The organism is Brevundimonas sp., assembly GCF_029946145.1.
Taxonomy (GTDB): domain Bacteria; phylum Pseudomonadota; class Alphaproteobacteria; order Caulobacterales; family Caulobacteraceae; genus Brevundimonas.
On the sequence record NZ_JAQSDY010000013.1, the window covers coordinates 138,003 to 153,982 of the forward strand.

A 15,980-nucleotide genomic window follows, 5' to 3' on the forward strand; every position below is an offset into this window, starting at 1 on the left:
GCGCCCGGGGCTGGGCGCGGCTGGAGATTCCGATCTTGGGTTCCGATCCGCGCATTCTGGTCGTCGCCCCTGACGACGACCTGATCGGTCCGCTGTGTCAGGGGCTGGACGCCCTCGGCTGGCGCACCGTCACCGCCCGCTCACTGGCGGGCGCCATCCAGACCCTGATCGACTGGCCGCTGGAAGCCGTGATCCTCGACGCCCGCCTGCCCGACGCGGTCCACGGCGTCGACGCCCTGCGCCAGACCGTCTCGCCCCGTCGCCTGCCCGTTCTCGCCATCGGCGCCGACGCCGCCGGCTGGGAGCCCGGTTCGGCCGACATCGTCATGTCCAGCCCGCCGCACGCCGCCCAGGCCGCGCTGCGTCTGGAAAACCTGATCCGGTCCGCCATCGCCGAAGAGGAGGTCAGCCTGCGCGAGGCCACCTTCGCGGCGCGCGGGCAGCCCCTGCCCCTGGCCGACCCGGACGCCACGCCGTTGCGCGTCCTGGCGGCGGGCAAGCCGGACCGGCACTTCCTCGCCCTGTCCAACGCCCTGACCGACCGGGGCTGCGAGGTCGTGGCCGCGCCGACGCCCTACACTGCCTTCGACTACCTGCACGAAAAGCCCTTTGACGCCGCCGTGCTCTGGGGGGCCGAGGATCACACCCCGGCCCTGTCGATCGCCTCGGGCATGAAGCGGAACACGCGGCTCTATCACATCCCCGCCGTGCTCTATCTGCGCGGCTCGGGCGAGATCAACCTGGCCGAGCTCTACAACCGGGGCTTCGCCGACGTCGCCGCCGCCGACACGCCGGAAGACGAGACGGCCGAGCGGGTCACCGCCCTGGCCCGCGCGCACCGCCGCCACGTCGCCATCCGCAAGGCGCTGGAAAGCGCGCGCGGCTCGGGCCTGACCGATCCCGCCACCGGCCTGTTCACGCCTCAGCTGTTCGCCAGCCATCTGGCGCGCGTGGCCGAGGGCGCCCGCCTGCGCCGGCGCCCGCTCTCGGTCGCCGTGCTGCGTGTCTCGGAAACCGAGGCGGTGGTCGAGGCCCGCAAGGGCGGCTGGCTGGACCGCGCCCTGCCCCAGATCGGCGCCATGGTCTCGCGCCTGATCCGCACCGAAGACACGGCGGCGCGGCTGTCGCCCGACGTCTTTGCCCTCGCCCTGCCCGCCACCCACGGTCCATCGGGCCGGATCGCCGCCGACCGGATCGCCGCCGTCATCGGCTGCACGGCGTTCGACGCCGGCCCCGACCGCTCGCCCTTCGTGGTCGAGTTCGAGGTCGGCGTGGCCGAAATCACGCCGGGCGAATCCCCCGCCGCCGTGCTGGAACGCGCCTCGAAGGATGTCCGGTCCCAGGCCTGACGTTCATTTGACAATCTATTTTGTCTAATGCAGGTTTGCGCCATGACGGCGCGTCCCTCAGCCCTGCTCGACGATCTGGACATTGCCCTTCTGGCGCTGGCGCCCCTCCGTCGGCGCATTCTCGCCGCCCTGACCGAGCCCGCCTCCGCCGCGGGCCTGTCGGAAATGCTCGGCCTGCCGCGCCAGAACATCGGCCACCATCTGCGCGCGCTCGAGGGCGCGGGCCTGATCCAGCTGGCTGAAGAACGCCGCAGGCGCGGCTTCACCGAACGCCTGTTCGTCGCCGCGCAGAACTACGTCTTCGACCCGGCCATGATGCAGGCCCCGCCCGACCCCGACGCAGTCGACGCCCAGGACCGCCACGCCGCCGACCACCTGATCTCGACCGCCTCGACCATCGTCCGTGACGTCGCCCGCATGCGCCAGGACGCGGCCGCCGAAGGGTCGCGCCTGCTCACCCTGACGGTCGAGGCCGACGTGACCTTCGCTACCCCCGCCGATTTCGACGCCTTCACCGAAGAGGTCAGCGCCGCCGTCGCGGCTCTGGCCCGCAAATATTCAGCCCCCTCGGGCCGCCGCTACCGCCTCACGGCCGCCGCCCATCCGGCGACGCCCAAGCCCGCTCCAGCCAGGAACTGACCATGACCGAAGCCGCGAAGCCGATGGAAGATCACGTCCTCGTCGAGGTGACCGTGCCCGCCCCCGCCGATGAAGTCTGGGCTGCCCTGCGCGATCCGCAAAAGATCAAACAGTGGTTCGGCTGGGATGCCGACAGCCTGAAGGACGAGATCGACTTCATCTTCGTCACCCACGCCGAGGCCGACGAGGCGCGCCGGGTCGTGACCTTTGTCGGCGTCAATGACCGGTATGAGGTCGAGGCTGCGGGCGAGACGACCACCCTCGTCCGGGTGGTCCGCTCCGCTCCCGCCGGCGACTGGTCGGATGTGTTCGACGGCATGGTCGAGGGCTGGATCTCCTTCACCCACCAGCTTGCTTTCGCCTTCGCCCGCCATCCCGGCCAGACGCGCCGCACGATCTTCTTCTCGGGCCCGCCGCGCGCGGACCGGCTGGGCCGGTCGGTGCTGGGTCTCGACGCCGCCCCGGCGCCTGGCGAGCCATACGCGATGCCGCTGGGCCCCGATGCGGACGCCTCGGGCCAGGTCTGGTTCACGGCCCGCCACCAGATCGGCGTCACGGTCGACGCCTGGGGCGACGGCCTGCTGGTCGTGCTGGACAGCCCGCCCAGGGAAGAGAAGCGCCCGCGCGGCTCGACCATGCTGACCCTGACCACCTACGGCCTGTCCGACACGGCCTTCGCCGATCTGGAGGGTCGCTGGAAGGCCTGGTGGGAGGCGCGCTTCGAGAACGCCGATCCGCACACTGGCTAGGCCGCCCCGGCCACCCGCGCCAGATCGGCTGTGATGCGTTCGGCCACCTTCAGCCGGTCGGCGGCCGTGTCCCACTCGCCCTTGACCACGATCTTCTGATCGGGCCGCAGCTTCCAGAAGGCGTGGTTCTTCTGGATCAGCCCGACCAGCCCCATCGGATTGGGGAAGGCGTTGTTGCGCAGCGTCAGCACAGCGCCCTTGGGCCCGATGTCGATGCGCTCGATACAGGCCGTCTTGCAGTTGGCCTTGATGCCGACGATCCGCAGCAGCTGTTTGGCCTCATCCGGCAGCGGGCCGAACCGGTCGATCAGTTCGGCGGCCAGCGCCTCGCGCGTCTCGCTGTTTTCCGCGTCCGACAGACGGCGATACAGGCTAAGACGAACGTTGAGGTCCGGGACATATTCCTCCGGGATCAGAACGGCCGCCCCGACATTGATCGCCGGAGACCAGCCGCGGTCGACGACCCCGCCGCCCTCGCCGGACAGACGCAGCTCCGACACCGCGTCCTCCAGCATCTGCTGATAAAGCTCGACCCCGACCTCGCGGATATGGCCCGACTGCTCGTCGCCCAGCAGATTGCCGCCGCCGCGCTGGTCCAGATCGTGGCTGGCCAGCTGGAAGCCGGCGCCGAGGTTGTCCAGCGACTGCAGCACCTGCAGCCGCCGCTCGGACGACAGGCTCATCGGCTTGTTCGGCGGCGTGGTCAGATAGGCGAAGGCCCGCGCCTTGGCCCGTCCGATACGACCCCGGATCTGGTGCAGCTGGGCCAGGCCGAACATGTCGGCCTTGTGCACGATCAGGGTGTTGGCCGTCGGCACGTCCAAGCCGCTTTCGACGATGGTGGTCGACAGCAGCAGGTCGTAGCTGCCGTCGTAGAAGGCGCTCATCACGTCTTCCAGCTGGGTCGGCGACATCTGGCCGTGGCCGACCACGAATTTGATCTCGGGGACCTGTTCGCGCAGGAATTTCTCGATCTCCGGCAGGTCGCTCAGGCGCGGCACGACATAATAGGCCTGACCGCCGCGGTATTTCTCGCGCAGCAGGGCCTCGCGCACCAGCACCGGGTCCCACGGCGTGACATAGGTCCGCACCGCCAGCCGGTCGACCGGCGGGGTGGCGATGATCGACATCTCGCGGATGCCCGACAGCGCCATCTGCAGCGTGCGCGGAATGGGCGTGGCCGTCAGGGTCAGCAGGTGAACATCGGCCCGCAGGGACTTCAGCTTCTCCTTGTGCTTGACGCCGAAATGCTGCTCTTCGTCAACGATAACAAGGCCTAGGTCCTTGAACCCGACCTGTTCGCTCAACACCGCATGGGTGCCGACGACGATCTCGAACGATCCGTCCTTCAGCCCCGCGCGCGTCTCGGCGGCGTCCTTCGCCGTGACCATACGCGACAGGTGGCGCACCGTGACCGGCCAGCCGGCGAACCGCTCGCTGAAGGTCTTGAAATGCTGCCGCGCCAGCAGGGTGGTGGGGCAGACGATGGCCACCTGCTGCCCCGTCATCGCCACCACGAAGGCCGCCCGCAGCGCCACCTCGGTCTTGCCGAAGCCGACGTCGCCGCAGATCAGGCGATCCATCGGCGTGCCCTTGCCGAGGTCCTCCAGCACGTCGCCGATGGCGTTCAGCTGGTCGTCGGTCTCCTCATAGGGGAAGCGGGCGCAGAACTCGTCGAACAGACCGTGCGGCGGGGTGATCGGGTCCGACGTCCGCAGCGACCGCTTGGCGGCGAGGGCGATCAGCCCCTCGGCCATGTCACGCAGCCGCTGCTTGGCCTTGGCCTTGCGAGCCTGCCAGCCGGCCCCGCCCAGCCGGTCCAGCTGCGCCCCGTCAGAGTCGCTGCCATAGCGGGTCAGCAGGTCGATGTTCTCGACCGGCAGATACAGCTTGCTGTCGCCGGCGTAGACCAGCTCCAGACAGTCGTGGGGCGCCTGCTGGATCTCCAGCGTCTTCAGCCCCTCGTAGCGGCCGATGCCGTGATCGAGGTGCACGACGAGATCGCCGGTGGTCAGGGCCGAGGCCTCGGCGAGGAAGTTCGACGCCCGCCGCTTCTTCCGCGGTCGCGCCAGCCGGTCGCCGAGGATGTCGGTCTCGGAAATGACCGCGACATCGCCGGTCTCGAACCCATGCTCGACCGGCAGAACCCCGCGCAGATAGATGTCCCTTGGCGCCTTCTGGACGTCGGTCCAGTCGCGCACGGCGACGACATGCTCCAGCCCGTGATCGGCCAGCATCCCGGCCAGCCGTTCGGACGAACCTTCGGTCCAGGAGGCGAACAACACCCGCTTGCCGGCCGCCTTCACCGCCTCGGCGTGGCGCGCCACGGCCTCGAACAGATTGATGCTGTCCTGCGCCCGCTCGGCCGCGAAACTGCGCCCCAGCCGCCCTCCGGCGTCCTCACCCGGCCCGTGGAAGGGCGTCATCCGCCGCACCCAGCGCCCGGCCAGGGCCGTGATCCACTCGGCTTCGTCCAGATACAGTCGCTCGGGCGGCAGGGCGCGATAGGCAGAGCCGCCGGCCTTCCGGCTCATCGCCGCGTCCCGGCGCGCCTCGTAAGCGTCGCGCGTCAAGGTCCAGCGTTCGCTCCGCGCCGCCTCGACCTGATTGTCCAGGAAGACCTTCGCGTCGTCGGGCAGATAGTCGAACAGGGTCTCCAGACGATCGTAGAGCAGCGGCAGCCAGTGCTCCATGCCCTGCCGTCGCGCGCCCTCGCTGATGGCCGCGTACAGCGGATCGTCGCCCGCCGCGCCGAACAGGCTGAGATAGCCGGTGCGGAACCGCGAAATGCTCTCCGCGTCGAGCAGGGCCTCGGACACGGGCGCCAGCGACACCTCGCGCCGCTGTCCGGTCGACCGTTGGGTCGCCGGGTCGAAGGTGCGGATCGACTCCAGCTCCGAGCCGAACATGTCCAGCCGCACCGGCTCCGCGAAGCCCGGCGGAAACACGTCGATGACCCCGCCCCGCACCGCGAACTCGCCGCGCTCCGACACCGTCGAGGCGCGCATATAGCCGTTGGCGGCGAAATACCGCTCCAGCGCCGCCGTGTCGAGATCGAGGCCGACCGTGGTCTGGAATCCGGCCCCGCTGGTCACCTCGCGCGGCGGCGTCCGCTGGATCGCCGCCCCGATGGTGGTCACAACCAGCGTCGGGCGGCTTTCGGTCGGATGGCGTTGCGCCAGCCGGGTCAGCGCCGCCATCCGCTCGGCCGAGACCGACGACGACGGGCTCAGCCGGTCGTAGGGCAGGCAATCCCACGCCGGGAATTCGATGACCTCGATGTCCTGGGCGAAGAAGCCGAACGCCTGAACGAACTCGCCCATGCGGGCGTAGTCGCGCGCCACGAACACGCCGACGCCGCCCGCGGTCCTCAGCCGTTCGGCGACGGTCAGCGCGTCCAGTCCCTCGGGCGCCCCGCCCAGCTCCTGATCGCCCCGCCGGGGCTCCACGCCATCCATCAACCCGCGCCCTCGGCGACGGCGGCGGCGACGTGGTCGCGCATGAAGGCGCGGATCTTGCCCATCACAGCGGTGTCGTGCGCCGGGGGCGTCGGCTCGCTGCCGATGATCCAGGCGTACAGTCGGTGATCGTCGTCTTCGGCCAGCAGAGCCTCCAGGGAATCCAGTTCGTCTTCGGTCAGGGTCGGGCCGACCTGGTCCGCGAACGGACCCAGCACGAGGTCAGCCTCGCGGAATCCGCGCCGCCAGGCCCGGAACACGATCCGGCCCAGCCGCTCACGGGCGGAAGCCTCTTCGGGACGCGCGTCAATATCGGCCACAAGCTTCCTTGCCCGGTCGGTCAGTAAACAGGACGGGTCAGATAGCGTTCCCCCCGCCGTTTCGCCAGCTATGCTGTCGCGTGATGCGGCCCGAGATTCTCTTTCCCCTGTTCGCCGAGGTCTCCACCCTGAAGGGCGTGGGCCCGAAAGTGCTGCCGCTCGTCCAGAAGCTGGCCGGGCAGCTGGTGCGCGACGTCCTGTTCCTGTCCCCGTCCGGCCTGATCGTCCGTCGCCCCATGACCGCCGCGGACGCCGTCGAGGGCCAGGTCGGGATCTTCGAGATTGTCATCGACCGCCTGATCGTCCCGGCCAAGCCCGGGGCGCCCATCAAGGTCCGGGCCACCGACGCCACCGGCTTCGTCCATCTGATCTGGTTCGGCGGCTCGGCCCAGCACATCGACCGCCTGCTGCCGCGCGGCCAGACCCGGCTGGTCACGGGCAAGGTCGAGCGGTTCAACAGCGAGGTGCAGATCGTGCACCCCGACATATTCACCCCCGAACAGGCTGGCGACATCGCCGCCATCGAGCCGGTCTATCCCGCGACCCAGGGCCTGTCGTCGCGCGTCATCCGCAAACTGGTCCAGGCCGCGCTGCAGAACGCGCCGGACCTGACCGAATGGCAGGATCCCGCCTGGCTGGCGAAGACCCGCTGGCCGGGCTGGCGCGCCGCCCTCGAACGGCTGCACGCCCCGGAGGCCGAGACCGATCTGGAGCCCGACGCCCCCGTTCGTCAGCGGCTGGCCTATGACGAACTGTTCGCCCACCAGCTGGCCCTGGCCCGCCGCCGCCGGGCCCGCCAGATCACCCCCGCCCCGGTCATCCATCCCGGCGACGCCTCGGCCCGCCTGCTGGCGTCCCTGCCCTTCCAGCTGACCGGCGCCCAGCATCACGCCATCGCCGAAATCCGCCGCGACCTCGCCTCGGGCGAACAGATGGGCCGGCTGCTGCAGGGCGACGTCGGCTCGGGCAAGACGGCCGTCGCCGCCCTGGCCCTGGCCGACGCGGCCGCCTCGGGCTTCCAGTCGGCCCTGATGGCTCCGACCGAAATCCTCGCCCGCCAGCACTATCAGCGCATCGCCCCCATGATGGAGGCCGCCGGCGTCAGCGCCGTCCTCCTGACCGGCCGCGACACGCCCGCCGAGCGCCGCGCCCGGCTCGCCGCCCTCGCCTCGGGCGAGGCCCAGGTCGCCATCGGCACCCACGCCCTGTTCCAGGACGCCGTGCGCTTCGACCGGCTGGCCCTCGCCGTGATCGACGAACAGCACCGTTTCGGCGTCAACGAGCGCCAGCGACTACAGGCCAAGGGCGACCCCCGCACCGGCGGCGTCCACCTGCTGACCATGTCGGCCACGCCCATCCCGCGCACCCTCGAGCTGACCCAATACGGCGAGCTCGAGGTCTCGCGGCTGATGGAGAAGCCGCCGGGCCGCACGCCCGTCACCACCGCCGTGCTGCCGCTGGCCCGCATCGGCGAGGTGGCCAAACGGTTGAAGGCGGCGATCGACGGCGGCGCCCAGGCCTACTGGATCTGCCCCCTGGTGGCCGAGAGCGAAGCCTCCGACCTCGCCGCCGCCGAGGCCCGCGCCGCCGACCTGCGCCGCATCCTCAAGGTCGAGGTCGGCCTCGCCCACGGTCAGATGCCGGGCCCCGAGCGCGAGACCGTCATGGCCGATTTCGCAGACGGCCGCATCCCCCTGCTGGTCGCCACCACCGTGGTCGAGGTCGGCGTCGACGTGCCCAACGCCACCATCATGGTCATCGAGCATGCCGACCGCTTCGGCCTGGCCCAACTGCATCAGCTGCGCGGCCGGGTCGGCCGCGGGGCCAAGGCCAGCGCCTGCATCCTGCTGTACGGCGGCGGCGACGACGGTCTCGGCGAAACGGCGAAGACCCGGCTTGAGACCCTGCGCCGCACCGAGGACGGCTTCGAGATCGCCGAAGAGGATTTCCGCCTGCGCGGCGGCGGCGATCCCCTGGGCCTCAAGCAGAGCGGCTTCCCCGCCTACCGCTTCGCCGACCCCATCCGCCATCGCGCCCTGATGCTGGCCGCCGCCGACGACGCCCGTCTGGTGCTGGGCCGCGACCCCGACCTGACCAGCCCGCGCGGCGAGGCGGTGAAGGTCCTGGAAGCGCTGTTCGACTGGCGCAACGACCGGCCGGGCATAGACTAGATCGCCGGACGCGCCTGCCAGGCCGTCAGGCGAGCCTGAACGTCGGCTTCAATATCACCGTAGAACAGATTGTAAGGTCGTGATTTTCTTCGATCCGCCCAACTCCCCGTCTCGCGGAACGACTCCGTCCTGGGCTCCGTGTGGCGAAGCAAACCGCCCCGGCACTGGGTGGCGATTTCGCGGGCCATCAGGGCCGGCCGCGCGCCCCACTCCAGCCCGGTGGCGTTGGTCGCCCCCTTGTGCAGCCGCGCCTCGACCGGCGCCGTGTCGGTCGAACCGGTCACCGGATTGACGCACAGGGCCGGACGCCCGTCGAGATCGACCAGGCGTCCCCGTGCGTCCCAGACCAGGGCCCGCCGCAGCCGCCGCCGCGCCGCCGCGTCATTGCCCTCGCCTACCGGCGACCAGCCGACGACACAGCCGACCTGATCGCGCCGCGCGCAGGCCGGAACCCGTGGCGACAGGCCGTCGGCAGCGGCCAGAACATCGATCAGATAGGCCGCGACCAGCCTCTCGCGCAGCGCGGGATCGGGAGCCACGCGCTCGCGCACCAGCCGCTCCACGATCTCGCCGCCCTGCTCCAGTCCGGCCAGCACGATCGGCCCGGTCGGATGGTTGGCGATCCAGACGTCAAACGCCGCCGCCGCATCGCCATAAGCGAAGGCCCTCGCCTCGCGCGCGTCCTCGCGCAGCGTCAGCCGGGTGTAGAGGCTGCTCTGCCGGTATCGCGGCGCGCTGATCGCCCCGGCGCGCGCGAACGGCCCGGCGTAGTTGGGCAGAACCACCCGGCTCAGCCATGCGTCGGCCTCGCGATCCCCGATCGGTCCGTTCCACTCCCGCCCGCCGTCATAGGTGGTGGAGTGGACGAAGAAGATCGCCGCCGGCCCCGCGCCCGCGGTTCGCGTCTCCCGCAAGGCCCAGGCCGCCGGTGCGCCATAGTCCGGAGCGGGTGGCGGCGTATAGGTCTGGAATGGCACCTGCGGATCCAGCCCGGCCCTCAGGATGTCCCCGCGCCACACCGCCACCGCGGCGGCCAGCACCAGAATGATTGTCAGGCCGATCCAGCCGGCCCACTGGCGGAAGGTCAGCCTGGGCCGCGTCATCGATACGGGTCCGCCGTGGCCAGGAAGTCCTGCACATAGCGGCGCACGCCCTCTTCCAGCGGCGTCGGCTGCCCGCCGAAGCCGGCGGCGCGCACCCGCTCCATCCGGGCCTCGGTGAAATACTGGTATTTGTCGCGGATGCTCTCGGGGGTATCGACGTATTCGATCCTCGGCGCCTTTCCGGCCGCCGCGAAGGTCGCGTTGGCCAGGTCGAGGAACGACCGCGCCTGCCCCGATCCGGCGTTGAACACCCCCGACACTTCCGGCGTCTCCAGCAGCCACTCGACCATGTCGACCACGTCGTCGACAAAGACGAAGTCGCGCATCTGGCCGCCGTCGGCGTAGTTCGGATTGTGCGAGCGGAACAGGGTCACCGGCTGGTCGGCCTGAACCCTGGGCCAGATCTGGGCCACGACCGACTTCATCCCGCCCTTGTGGTACTCGTTCGGCCCATAGACGTTGAAGAATTTCAGCCCCGCCCACTGGGTCGGCGCCGTCCGCATCTGAGCCTGCCGCGCCGCGTACTGGTCAAACAGATACTTCGAATAACCATAGGCATTTAACGGTCGAAGCGCAGACAGAGAGCGAAGATCATCATGGTCCTCGAACCCCAGTCCGCCGTCTCCATAGGTCGCCGCCGACGAGGCGTAGATCAGCCGTGCGTCGCGCAGGGCGCACCAGGCCCAAAGGTCCCGCGACAGGCTGAAATTGGTATGCAGGATCAGGTCCGCGTCCGGCTCGGTCGTCGACGAAATGGCGCCCATGTGCACCACCGCCTCGATCCGTTCAGCGTTCCGTTCCAGCTGTTCGAACATCTCCTCGGGCGACCAGAAGTCGGCGATCGAGTGTTTGGCGAGATTCTTCCACTTGCCCAGATCGGCCGTTTCCAGCCGGTCGACCACGACGATGTCGCGCCGCCCTTCGGCGCACAGGCGCGCCACGATGTTCGAGCCGATGAAGCCGGCCCCGCCCGTCACCACGATCATGCGCCGGATCATCGCCCCGCCTCCCCTTCACGACCCTTCATCTTCTCGACCGTCTTCGTGGTCGAATAGCCGTCCTCGAACGTCGCCAGTTTGACCTCGCCGCCCCAGCTCTCGACCAGATCGCCGCCGACCACGCCCTCTCGGGTGTAGTCCGCGCCTTTGATCAGCACGTCCGGCCGCAGCCGTTCGATCAGGGCCAGCGGCGTCGGATCGTCGAATGCCGTCACCCGGTCCACCGACTGAAGCCCGCCGATGACCACGGCCCGGCTGTCCAGATCGTTGATCGGCCGCCCCTCGCCCTTCAGCCGGCGCACGGAAGCGTCGGTGTTCAGCGCCACCACCAGCCGGTCGCACCAGCCACGCGCCTGGGCCAGATAGGCCACGTGACCGCGATGCAGGATGTCGAAACACCCGTTGGTGAAGCCGACCTTCAGCCCCTGCCGTTTCCAGCCCTCGACGACATGCGCCAGCTCCTCCAGCGGCATGACCTTGGCGTGGGCCCCGGCGGCGTGCTGGCTCATCTCCGCGTCGATCAGTTCGGCCGGGGTCACCACCGCCGTCCCCGCCTTGCCGACCACCACGCCAGAGGCCAGGATCGCGAACTCGACCGCCGTCTCCAGCGAGGCGCGCGCGCCCAGCGCCAGGCCCAGCGCCGCCAGGCCCGTATCGCCGGCGCCCGAAACGTCGAACACCTCGCGCGCCCGTCCGGGGAAATGTTTCGCCGCCTCGCCGCGCCGCATCAGGCTCATGCCCTTGCCCGCGCGCGTGACCACCACGGCCTTGGCCGTCGTCGCGTGCAGCAGCGCCTTCAGCGCCGCCTCGACCTCGGCGTCGGTCTCGACCGGCAGTCCCGTGGCCGCCGCCAGTTCGCTGGCGTTCGGCTTGATCAGATCGACCGCGCCGTAGCGGGCGAAGTCGCGGCCCTTGGGATCCACGACCACCGGCGCGCCGCTCTTCTGCGCGGCGGAAAGGGCCTGGGCGATCACCAGATCGCTGACTACGCCCTTGGAGTAATCTGATAACAAATAGACGGAAGCGCCCGTAAAGGCGCCACTTTCATCGCCCATCAAGGCCGCGGCTTCTTCGTCCAGCCGCAGCAGTTGCTGGCCGGCGGCGACGAAGCGGGTCTTGACGATGGTGGCCACGCCGGCCCGGCGCTCCACCGCGTCCTCGATGCCCGGTTCCACGGCGATCAGCGCCGCCAGCTCATCGCCGGCCGCATCCTGCCCCGCCACCGCGCCCAGTCGCGCCACACCCCCGAGGGCGGCGACATTGCGCGCCACATTGCCCACGCCGCCCGGCATGGCGACGGTCCGGCCCATGCGCAGCACGGGGATCGGCGCTTCCGGCGAGATGCGACTGACCTCGCCATAGACATAGCGGTCCAGCATCAGGTCGCCGACGCAGGCGATCTTCAGCCCGCGCACGCCCTCGAGCAGCGCCTGCAGTTCTCCCAGATCGAGCGTGCGTTCAGCCATCCCCTTGGCCTATCGGATTCACGCCGCCTTCGCCATCCGCGCCTTGGTCAGGTCGTCATAGGCGATCAGGTCGGCGCACAGCGCCTCGAACTGGTCCAGCGGCACCATGTTCGGCCCGTCCGACGGCGCATTGTCGGGGTCCTGATGGGTCTCCATGAAGACGGCGTCCACGCCCACGGCCACGGCGGCGCGGGCCAGCACCGGCACGAACTCCCGCTGTCCGCCCGAGGAGGTCCCCTGCCCGCCTGGCTGCTGCACGCTGTGCGTCGCGTCGAACACCACCGGACAGCCGATCTCACGCAGGATCGGCAGCGACCGCATGTCCGAGACCAGGGTGTTGTAGCCGAAGCTGGCCCCCCGCTCGCAGGCCATGACGTTGGGATTGCCCGCGCCGACGACCTTGGCGATGACGTTCTTCATATCCCAGGGGGCGAGGAACTGGCCCTTCTTGATGTTGATGACCTTGCCCGTCGCCGCGGCGGCCAGCAGCAGGTCGGTCTGGCGGCAGAGGAAGGCCGGGATCTGCAGCACGTCCACGGCCTGGGCGGCGATGCGGCAATGCTCCTCGGTGTGCACGTCGGTCAGCACCGGCAGGCCCGTGACCTCGCGGATCTCCGCGAAGATCGGCAGCGATCCTTCAAGGCCGAACCCGCGCGCGGCGGTCGCCGAGGTGCGGTTCGCCTTGTCGAAGCTGGTCTTGTAGATGACGCCGACGTTCAGCCGCTCGCCGATCTCCTTCAGCGCATGGGCCATTTCCAGCGCGTGCTGGCGGCTTTCCAGCTGGCACGGGCCGGCGATGAAGACGATTCGCTGACCGCCGCCGATGCTGACGGGGCGTTTCAGCCCTTGCTTGATGTCGATGACGGCGTTGGGCTTGGACAAGACAGGCTTCCCGGATTTGCGGCTTGGCGACGCGCGGTCGATGCCGCACTCATGCGGCGATCAGGTGGCGTCGGACGTTGAGGTTCGCAAGCTATCACGGAGCCCGACCGCATGACCACCAAGGCCGATCGTCCCGTGATCCTGTGGTTCCGTCAGGACCTGCGCCTGGCCGACAATCCGGCCCTGATGCACGCCGCCGAAACCGGACGGCCGATCATTCCCGTCTACATCCTCGACCAGGGCTCGCGCGTCTGCTCCATGGGTGCGGCTTCCTTGTGGTGGCTGGACAAGTCCCTGCGCGCCCTCGACGCCACCCTGCGGGCGCGCGGATCGCGCCTCATCCTGCGCCGCGGCGACAGCGAGGCTGAACTGCACCGCCTGATCGGCGAAACCGGCGCCGACGCCGTCTTCATGAACCGCCTGTTCGAGCCCGACGCCTTCGCCCGCGACGCCGACATCGCCCACGCGCTTCAGGCTGAGCGCGTCGACTGCAAGGGCTACAACGCCGCCCTGCTGCACCGTCCGGGCGGCGTACTGAACGGCGCCGGCCAGCCGTACAAGGTCTTCACCCCCTTCATGAAGGCCCTGCTGGCTACGGCCTCGGCCCCGCCGCCCACGACCGGCCCGCGCATCGTCGCGACGCCCGCCGACATCGCCTCTGACGACCTCGACGCCTGGGGCTTGCATCCGACCCGTCCCGACTGGTCCGGCGGCTTCGACTGGACCCCGGGCGAGGCCGGGGCCTCCGCCGCCCTCTCCGCCTTCGTCGCCGGGGGTCTGAAATCCTACTCCGTCGGCCGCGACCGGCCAGCCGAGCCGGCCACCAGCCGACTGTCCCCCCATCTGCATTTCGGCGAGATCAGCCCATGGCGCGCCATCCAGGCCGCCCGCGAGGCCGCCGCCGACGGTCGGGTCCCCGCCGCCGAAGCGGAAAAATTCGTCGCGGAGATCGGCTGGCGCGAATTCTCCGCCCATCTGCTGCACGCCTTCCCGCGGATGACCGACACGGCCTTCCGTCCCGAGTACGACGCCATGCCCTGGCGTGACGACGCCGCCGCCCTGACGGCGTGGAAGCGGGGCCGGACCGGCTATCCCGTCGTCGACGCGGGCATGCGCCAGCTCTGGACGACCGGTTTCATGCACAACCGGGTGCGCATGATCGTCGCCTCCTTCCTGATCAAACACCTGCTGATCGACTGGCGGGAGGGCGAGCGGTGGTTCCGGGACACCCTTGTCGACGCCGACCTCGCCTCCAATGTTCAGAATTGGCAATGGGTCGCTGGATCCGGAGCGGATGCTTCACCGTACTTCCGAATCTTCAATCCAGTCATTCAGGGGCAGAAATTCGATGCAGACGGCCGATACGTCCGACGGTGGGTTCCGGAACTCAGCCGCCTGCCCGACCGCTGGCTTCACGCGCCGTGGACGGCGCCCGCCGACATCCTCGCGGCCGCCAACCTCCGCCTGGGGCGCGACTACCCCGCTCCTGTCGTCGATCATGCCGAGGCCCGCCAGCGCGCGCTGGACGCCCTCAAATCCGTCGTCGCCGGCCGCGGGGCCGAAGGGGATTGACGGCCATCCGTCGTCCATCGGAGACTTCCGGTCATGACGTCGGTCACCGCCGAGCGGCATGAGGCAGGCGCCCGCACCCCCGGCGGGTTCTCATTCCTGCTGCGCCTTCTGGCCGCCAACTGGACCTTCGGCCGCCTGACTGTCCTCCTGCCCAATGGCGAGGTGCATCAACTGGAAGGGTCGCAGCCGGGCCCGTCGGCCGTCTTCGACATCAAGGACTATCGCTTCGCCCGCCGCGTCCTGGCGTCCGGCGATATCGGCTTCGCGGAAGGCTACATGGCCGGCGAGTGGGAAAGCCCGCACCTCGCCGGCCTTCTGGAATCCTTCGCCCACAACTACGAGCACATCCGACGCCTGGTCGACGGCCATGCGGTGATGAAGGCGGTCCACTGGGTTTCCCACCGCATGAACCGCAACAGCCGCGAAGGCTCGCGCAAGAACATCCACGCCCACTACGACCTCGGGAACGCCTTCTACGCCTCGTGGCTGGACCGCTCGATGACCTATTCCTCGGCCCGGTTCACCCGGGGAGACATGGTTCTGGAGGCCGCCCAGCATGAGAAATACGCCTCCCTCGCCCGGCTGATGGACCTGCAATCCGGTCAGTCGGTGCTCGAGATCGGCTGCGGCTGGGGCGGGTTTGCCGAGTTCGCGGCGAAGGAGGCTGGCGCCCGCGTCACCGCCGTCACCATCTCGCAGGAGCAGTTCGACTTCTCCCGTCAGCGCATGTTCAACGCCGGCCTGTCCGACCGCGTCGACATCCGCATGGCCGACTATCGCGACGTCGAGGGGACCTTCGACCGCGTCGCCTCGATCGAGATGTTCGAGGCTGTCGGCCAGGAATACTGGCCGGCCTATTTCGGCAAGATCCACGATGTGCTGAAGCCCGGCGGCAAGGCGGGCCTGCAGATCATCACCATCGATGACGCCCTGTTCGCCGGCTACAACAAGCGCACTGACTTCATCCAGAAATACATCTTCCCCGGCGGGATGCTCCCGTCGGAGACGTCGCTGAAACCCGTCATCGACCGTGCGGGGCTTGAGTGGCGGGCCATAGAGCGGTTCGGTCAGGACTATGCCGAGACGCTCAGGCTCTGGGACGAGCGCTTCCAGGCCGCCTGGGGCGACATCCGCCGCATGGGCGGGTTCGACGACCGGTTCCGGCGGCTGTGGCGCTTCTATCTCGCCTATTGCGAGGCCGGCTTCCGTTCAGCCCGGACCGACGTGATACAGCTGGTCCTCGCGCGCGACTGATCGCGGCGCCGGACCCCGA

Annotated in this window: 12 protein-coding genes; 6 read left to right on the forward strand and 6 right to left on the reverse strand. The window is 69.6% G+C overall.

What is annotated here, in order from left to right; all coding sequences use genetic code 11:
* Positions 1-35 precede the first annotated feature (35 nt).
* From PSV23_RS06285 to PSV23_RS06295, 3 genes are read left to right on the forward strand one after another with little or no spacing between them, the layout of a single operon-like run.
* Complete coding sequence (locus PSV23_RS06285; RefSeq protein WP_300467000.1) at positions 36-1,349, forward strand: diguanylate cyclase domain-containing protein; 1,314 nt, start codon at positions 36-38, stop codon at positions 1,347-1,349.
* Positions 1,350-1,391: 42 nt separating this feature from the next.
* Positions 1,392-1,988, forward strand: coding sequence for a helix-turn-helix domain-containing protein (locus PSV23_RS06290; RefSeq protein WP_300467002.1), 597 nt, complete (start codon positions 1,392-1,394; stop codon positions 1,986-1,988).
* 2 nt (positions 1,989-1,990) lie between these two features.
* On the forward strand, positions 1,991-2,737 hold the full coding sequence (locus tag PSV23_RS06295) for a hypothetical protein (RefSeq protein ID WP_300467004.1): 747 nt from the start codon (positions 1,991-1,993) through the stop codon (positions 2,735-2,737).
* Here PSV23_RS06295 and mfd read toward each other — a convergent pair.
* Positions 2,734-6,195 (reverse strand): transcription-repair coupling factor, encoded by a 3,462-nt coding sequence (gene mfd / locus PSV23_RS06300; RefSeq protein ID WP_300467006.1) that lies wholly within the window; start codon positions 6,193-6,195, stop codon positions 2,734-2,736. The two genes, PSV23_RS06295 and mfd, sit on opposite strands and share 4 nt — an antisense overlap.
* Positions 6,195-6,515: a succinate dehydrogenase assembly factor 2 gene (locus tag PSV23_RS06305; protein WP_300467008.1), complete on the reverse strand. Its 321-nt coding sequence runs from the start codon at positions 6,513-6,515 to the stop codon at positions 6,195-6,197. The genes mfd and PSV23_RS06305 overlap by 1 nt, the downstream gene beginning before the upstream one ends.
* Positions 6,516-6,598: 83 nt before the next feature.
* Between PSV23_RS06305 and recG the strand changes: the two genes are divergently transcribed.
* Complete coding sequence (recG, locus tag PSV23_RS06310) at positions 6,599-8,686, forward strand: ATP-dependent DNA helicase RecG (protein WP_300467010.1); 2,088 nt, start codon at positions 6,599-6,601, stop codon at positions 8,684-8,686.
* On the opposite strand, the gene PSV23_RS06315 is transcribed toward recG, so the two are convergent.
* The 4 genes from PSV23_RS06315 to kdsA are packed head-to-tail and all read right to left on the reverse strand — an operon-like array spanning position 8,683 to position 13,135.
* Positions 8,683-9,789, reverse strand: coding sequence for a DUF3089 domain-containing protein (locus PSV23_RS06315; RefSeq protein ID WP_300467012.1), 1,107 nt, complete (start codon positions 9,787-9,789; stop codon positions 8,683-8,685). The genes recG and PSV23_RS06315 overlap by 4 nt on opposite strands.
* Entirely contained in the window at positions 9,786-10,787 is a 1,002-nt protein-coding gene (gene rfaD / locus PSV23_RS06320; RefSeq protein WP_300467014.1) for an ADP-glyceromanno-heptose 6-epimerase, read from the reverse strand. The genes PSV23_RS06315 and rfaD overlap by 4 nt, the downstream gene beginning before the upstream one ends.
* Entirely contained in the window at positions 10,784-12,253 is a 1,470-nt protein-coding gene (gene rfaE2, locus PSV23_RS06325; protein ID WP_300467016.1) for a D-glycero-beta-D-manno-heptose 1-phosphate adenylyltransferase, read from the reverse strand. The genes rfaD and rfaE2 overlap by 4 nt, the downstream gene beginning before the upstream one ends.
* An 18-nt stretch (positions 12,254-12,271) precedes the next feature.
* Positions 12,272-13,135: a 3-deoxy-8-phosphooctulonate synthase gene (gene kdsA / locus PSV23_RS06330; RefSeq protein ID WP_300467018.1), complete on the reverse strand. Its 864-nt coding sequence runs from the start codon at positions 13,133-13,135 to the stop codon at positions 12,272-12,274.
* A gap of 111 nt (positions 13,136-13,246) precedes the next feature.
* Between kdsA and PSV23_RS06335 the strand changes: the two genes are divergently transcribed.
* Together PSV23_RS06335 and PSV23_RS06340 are read left to right on the forward strand one after the other, a co-directional pair.
* Complete coding sequence (locus tag PSV23_RS06335) at positions 13,247-14,707, forward strand: deoxyribodipyrimidine photo-lyase (RefSeq protein WP_300467020.1); 1,461 nt, start codon at positions 13,247-13,249, stop codon at positions 14,705-14,707.
* 33 nt (positions 14,708-14,740) lie between these two features.
* Positions 14,741-15,961, forward strand: a complete 1,221-nt coding sequence (locus PSV23_RS06340) for a cyclopropane-fatty-acyl-phospholipid synthase family protein (protein ID WP_300467022.1) — start codon at positions 14,741-14,743, stop codon at positions 15,959-15,961.
* The last annotated feature ends 19 nt before the right edge of the window (positions 15,962-15,980 follow it).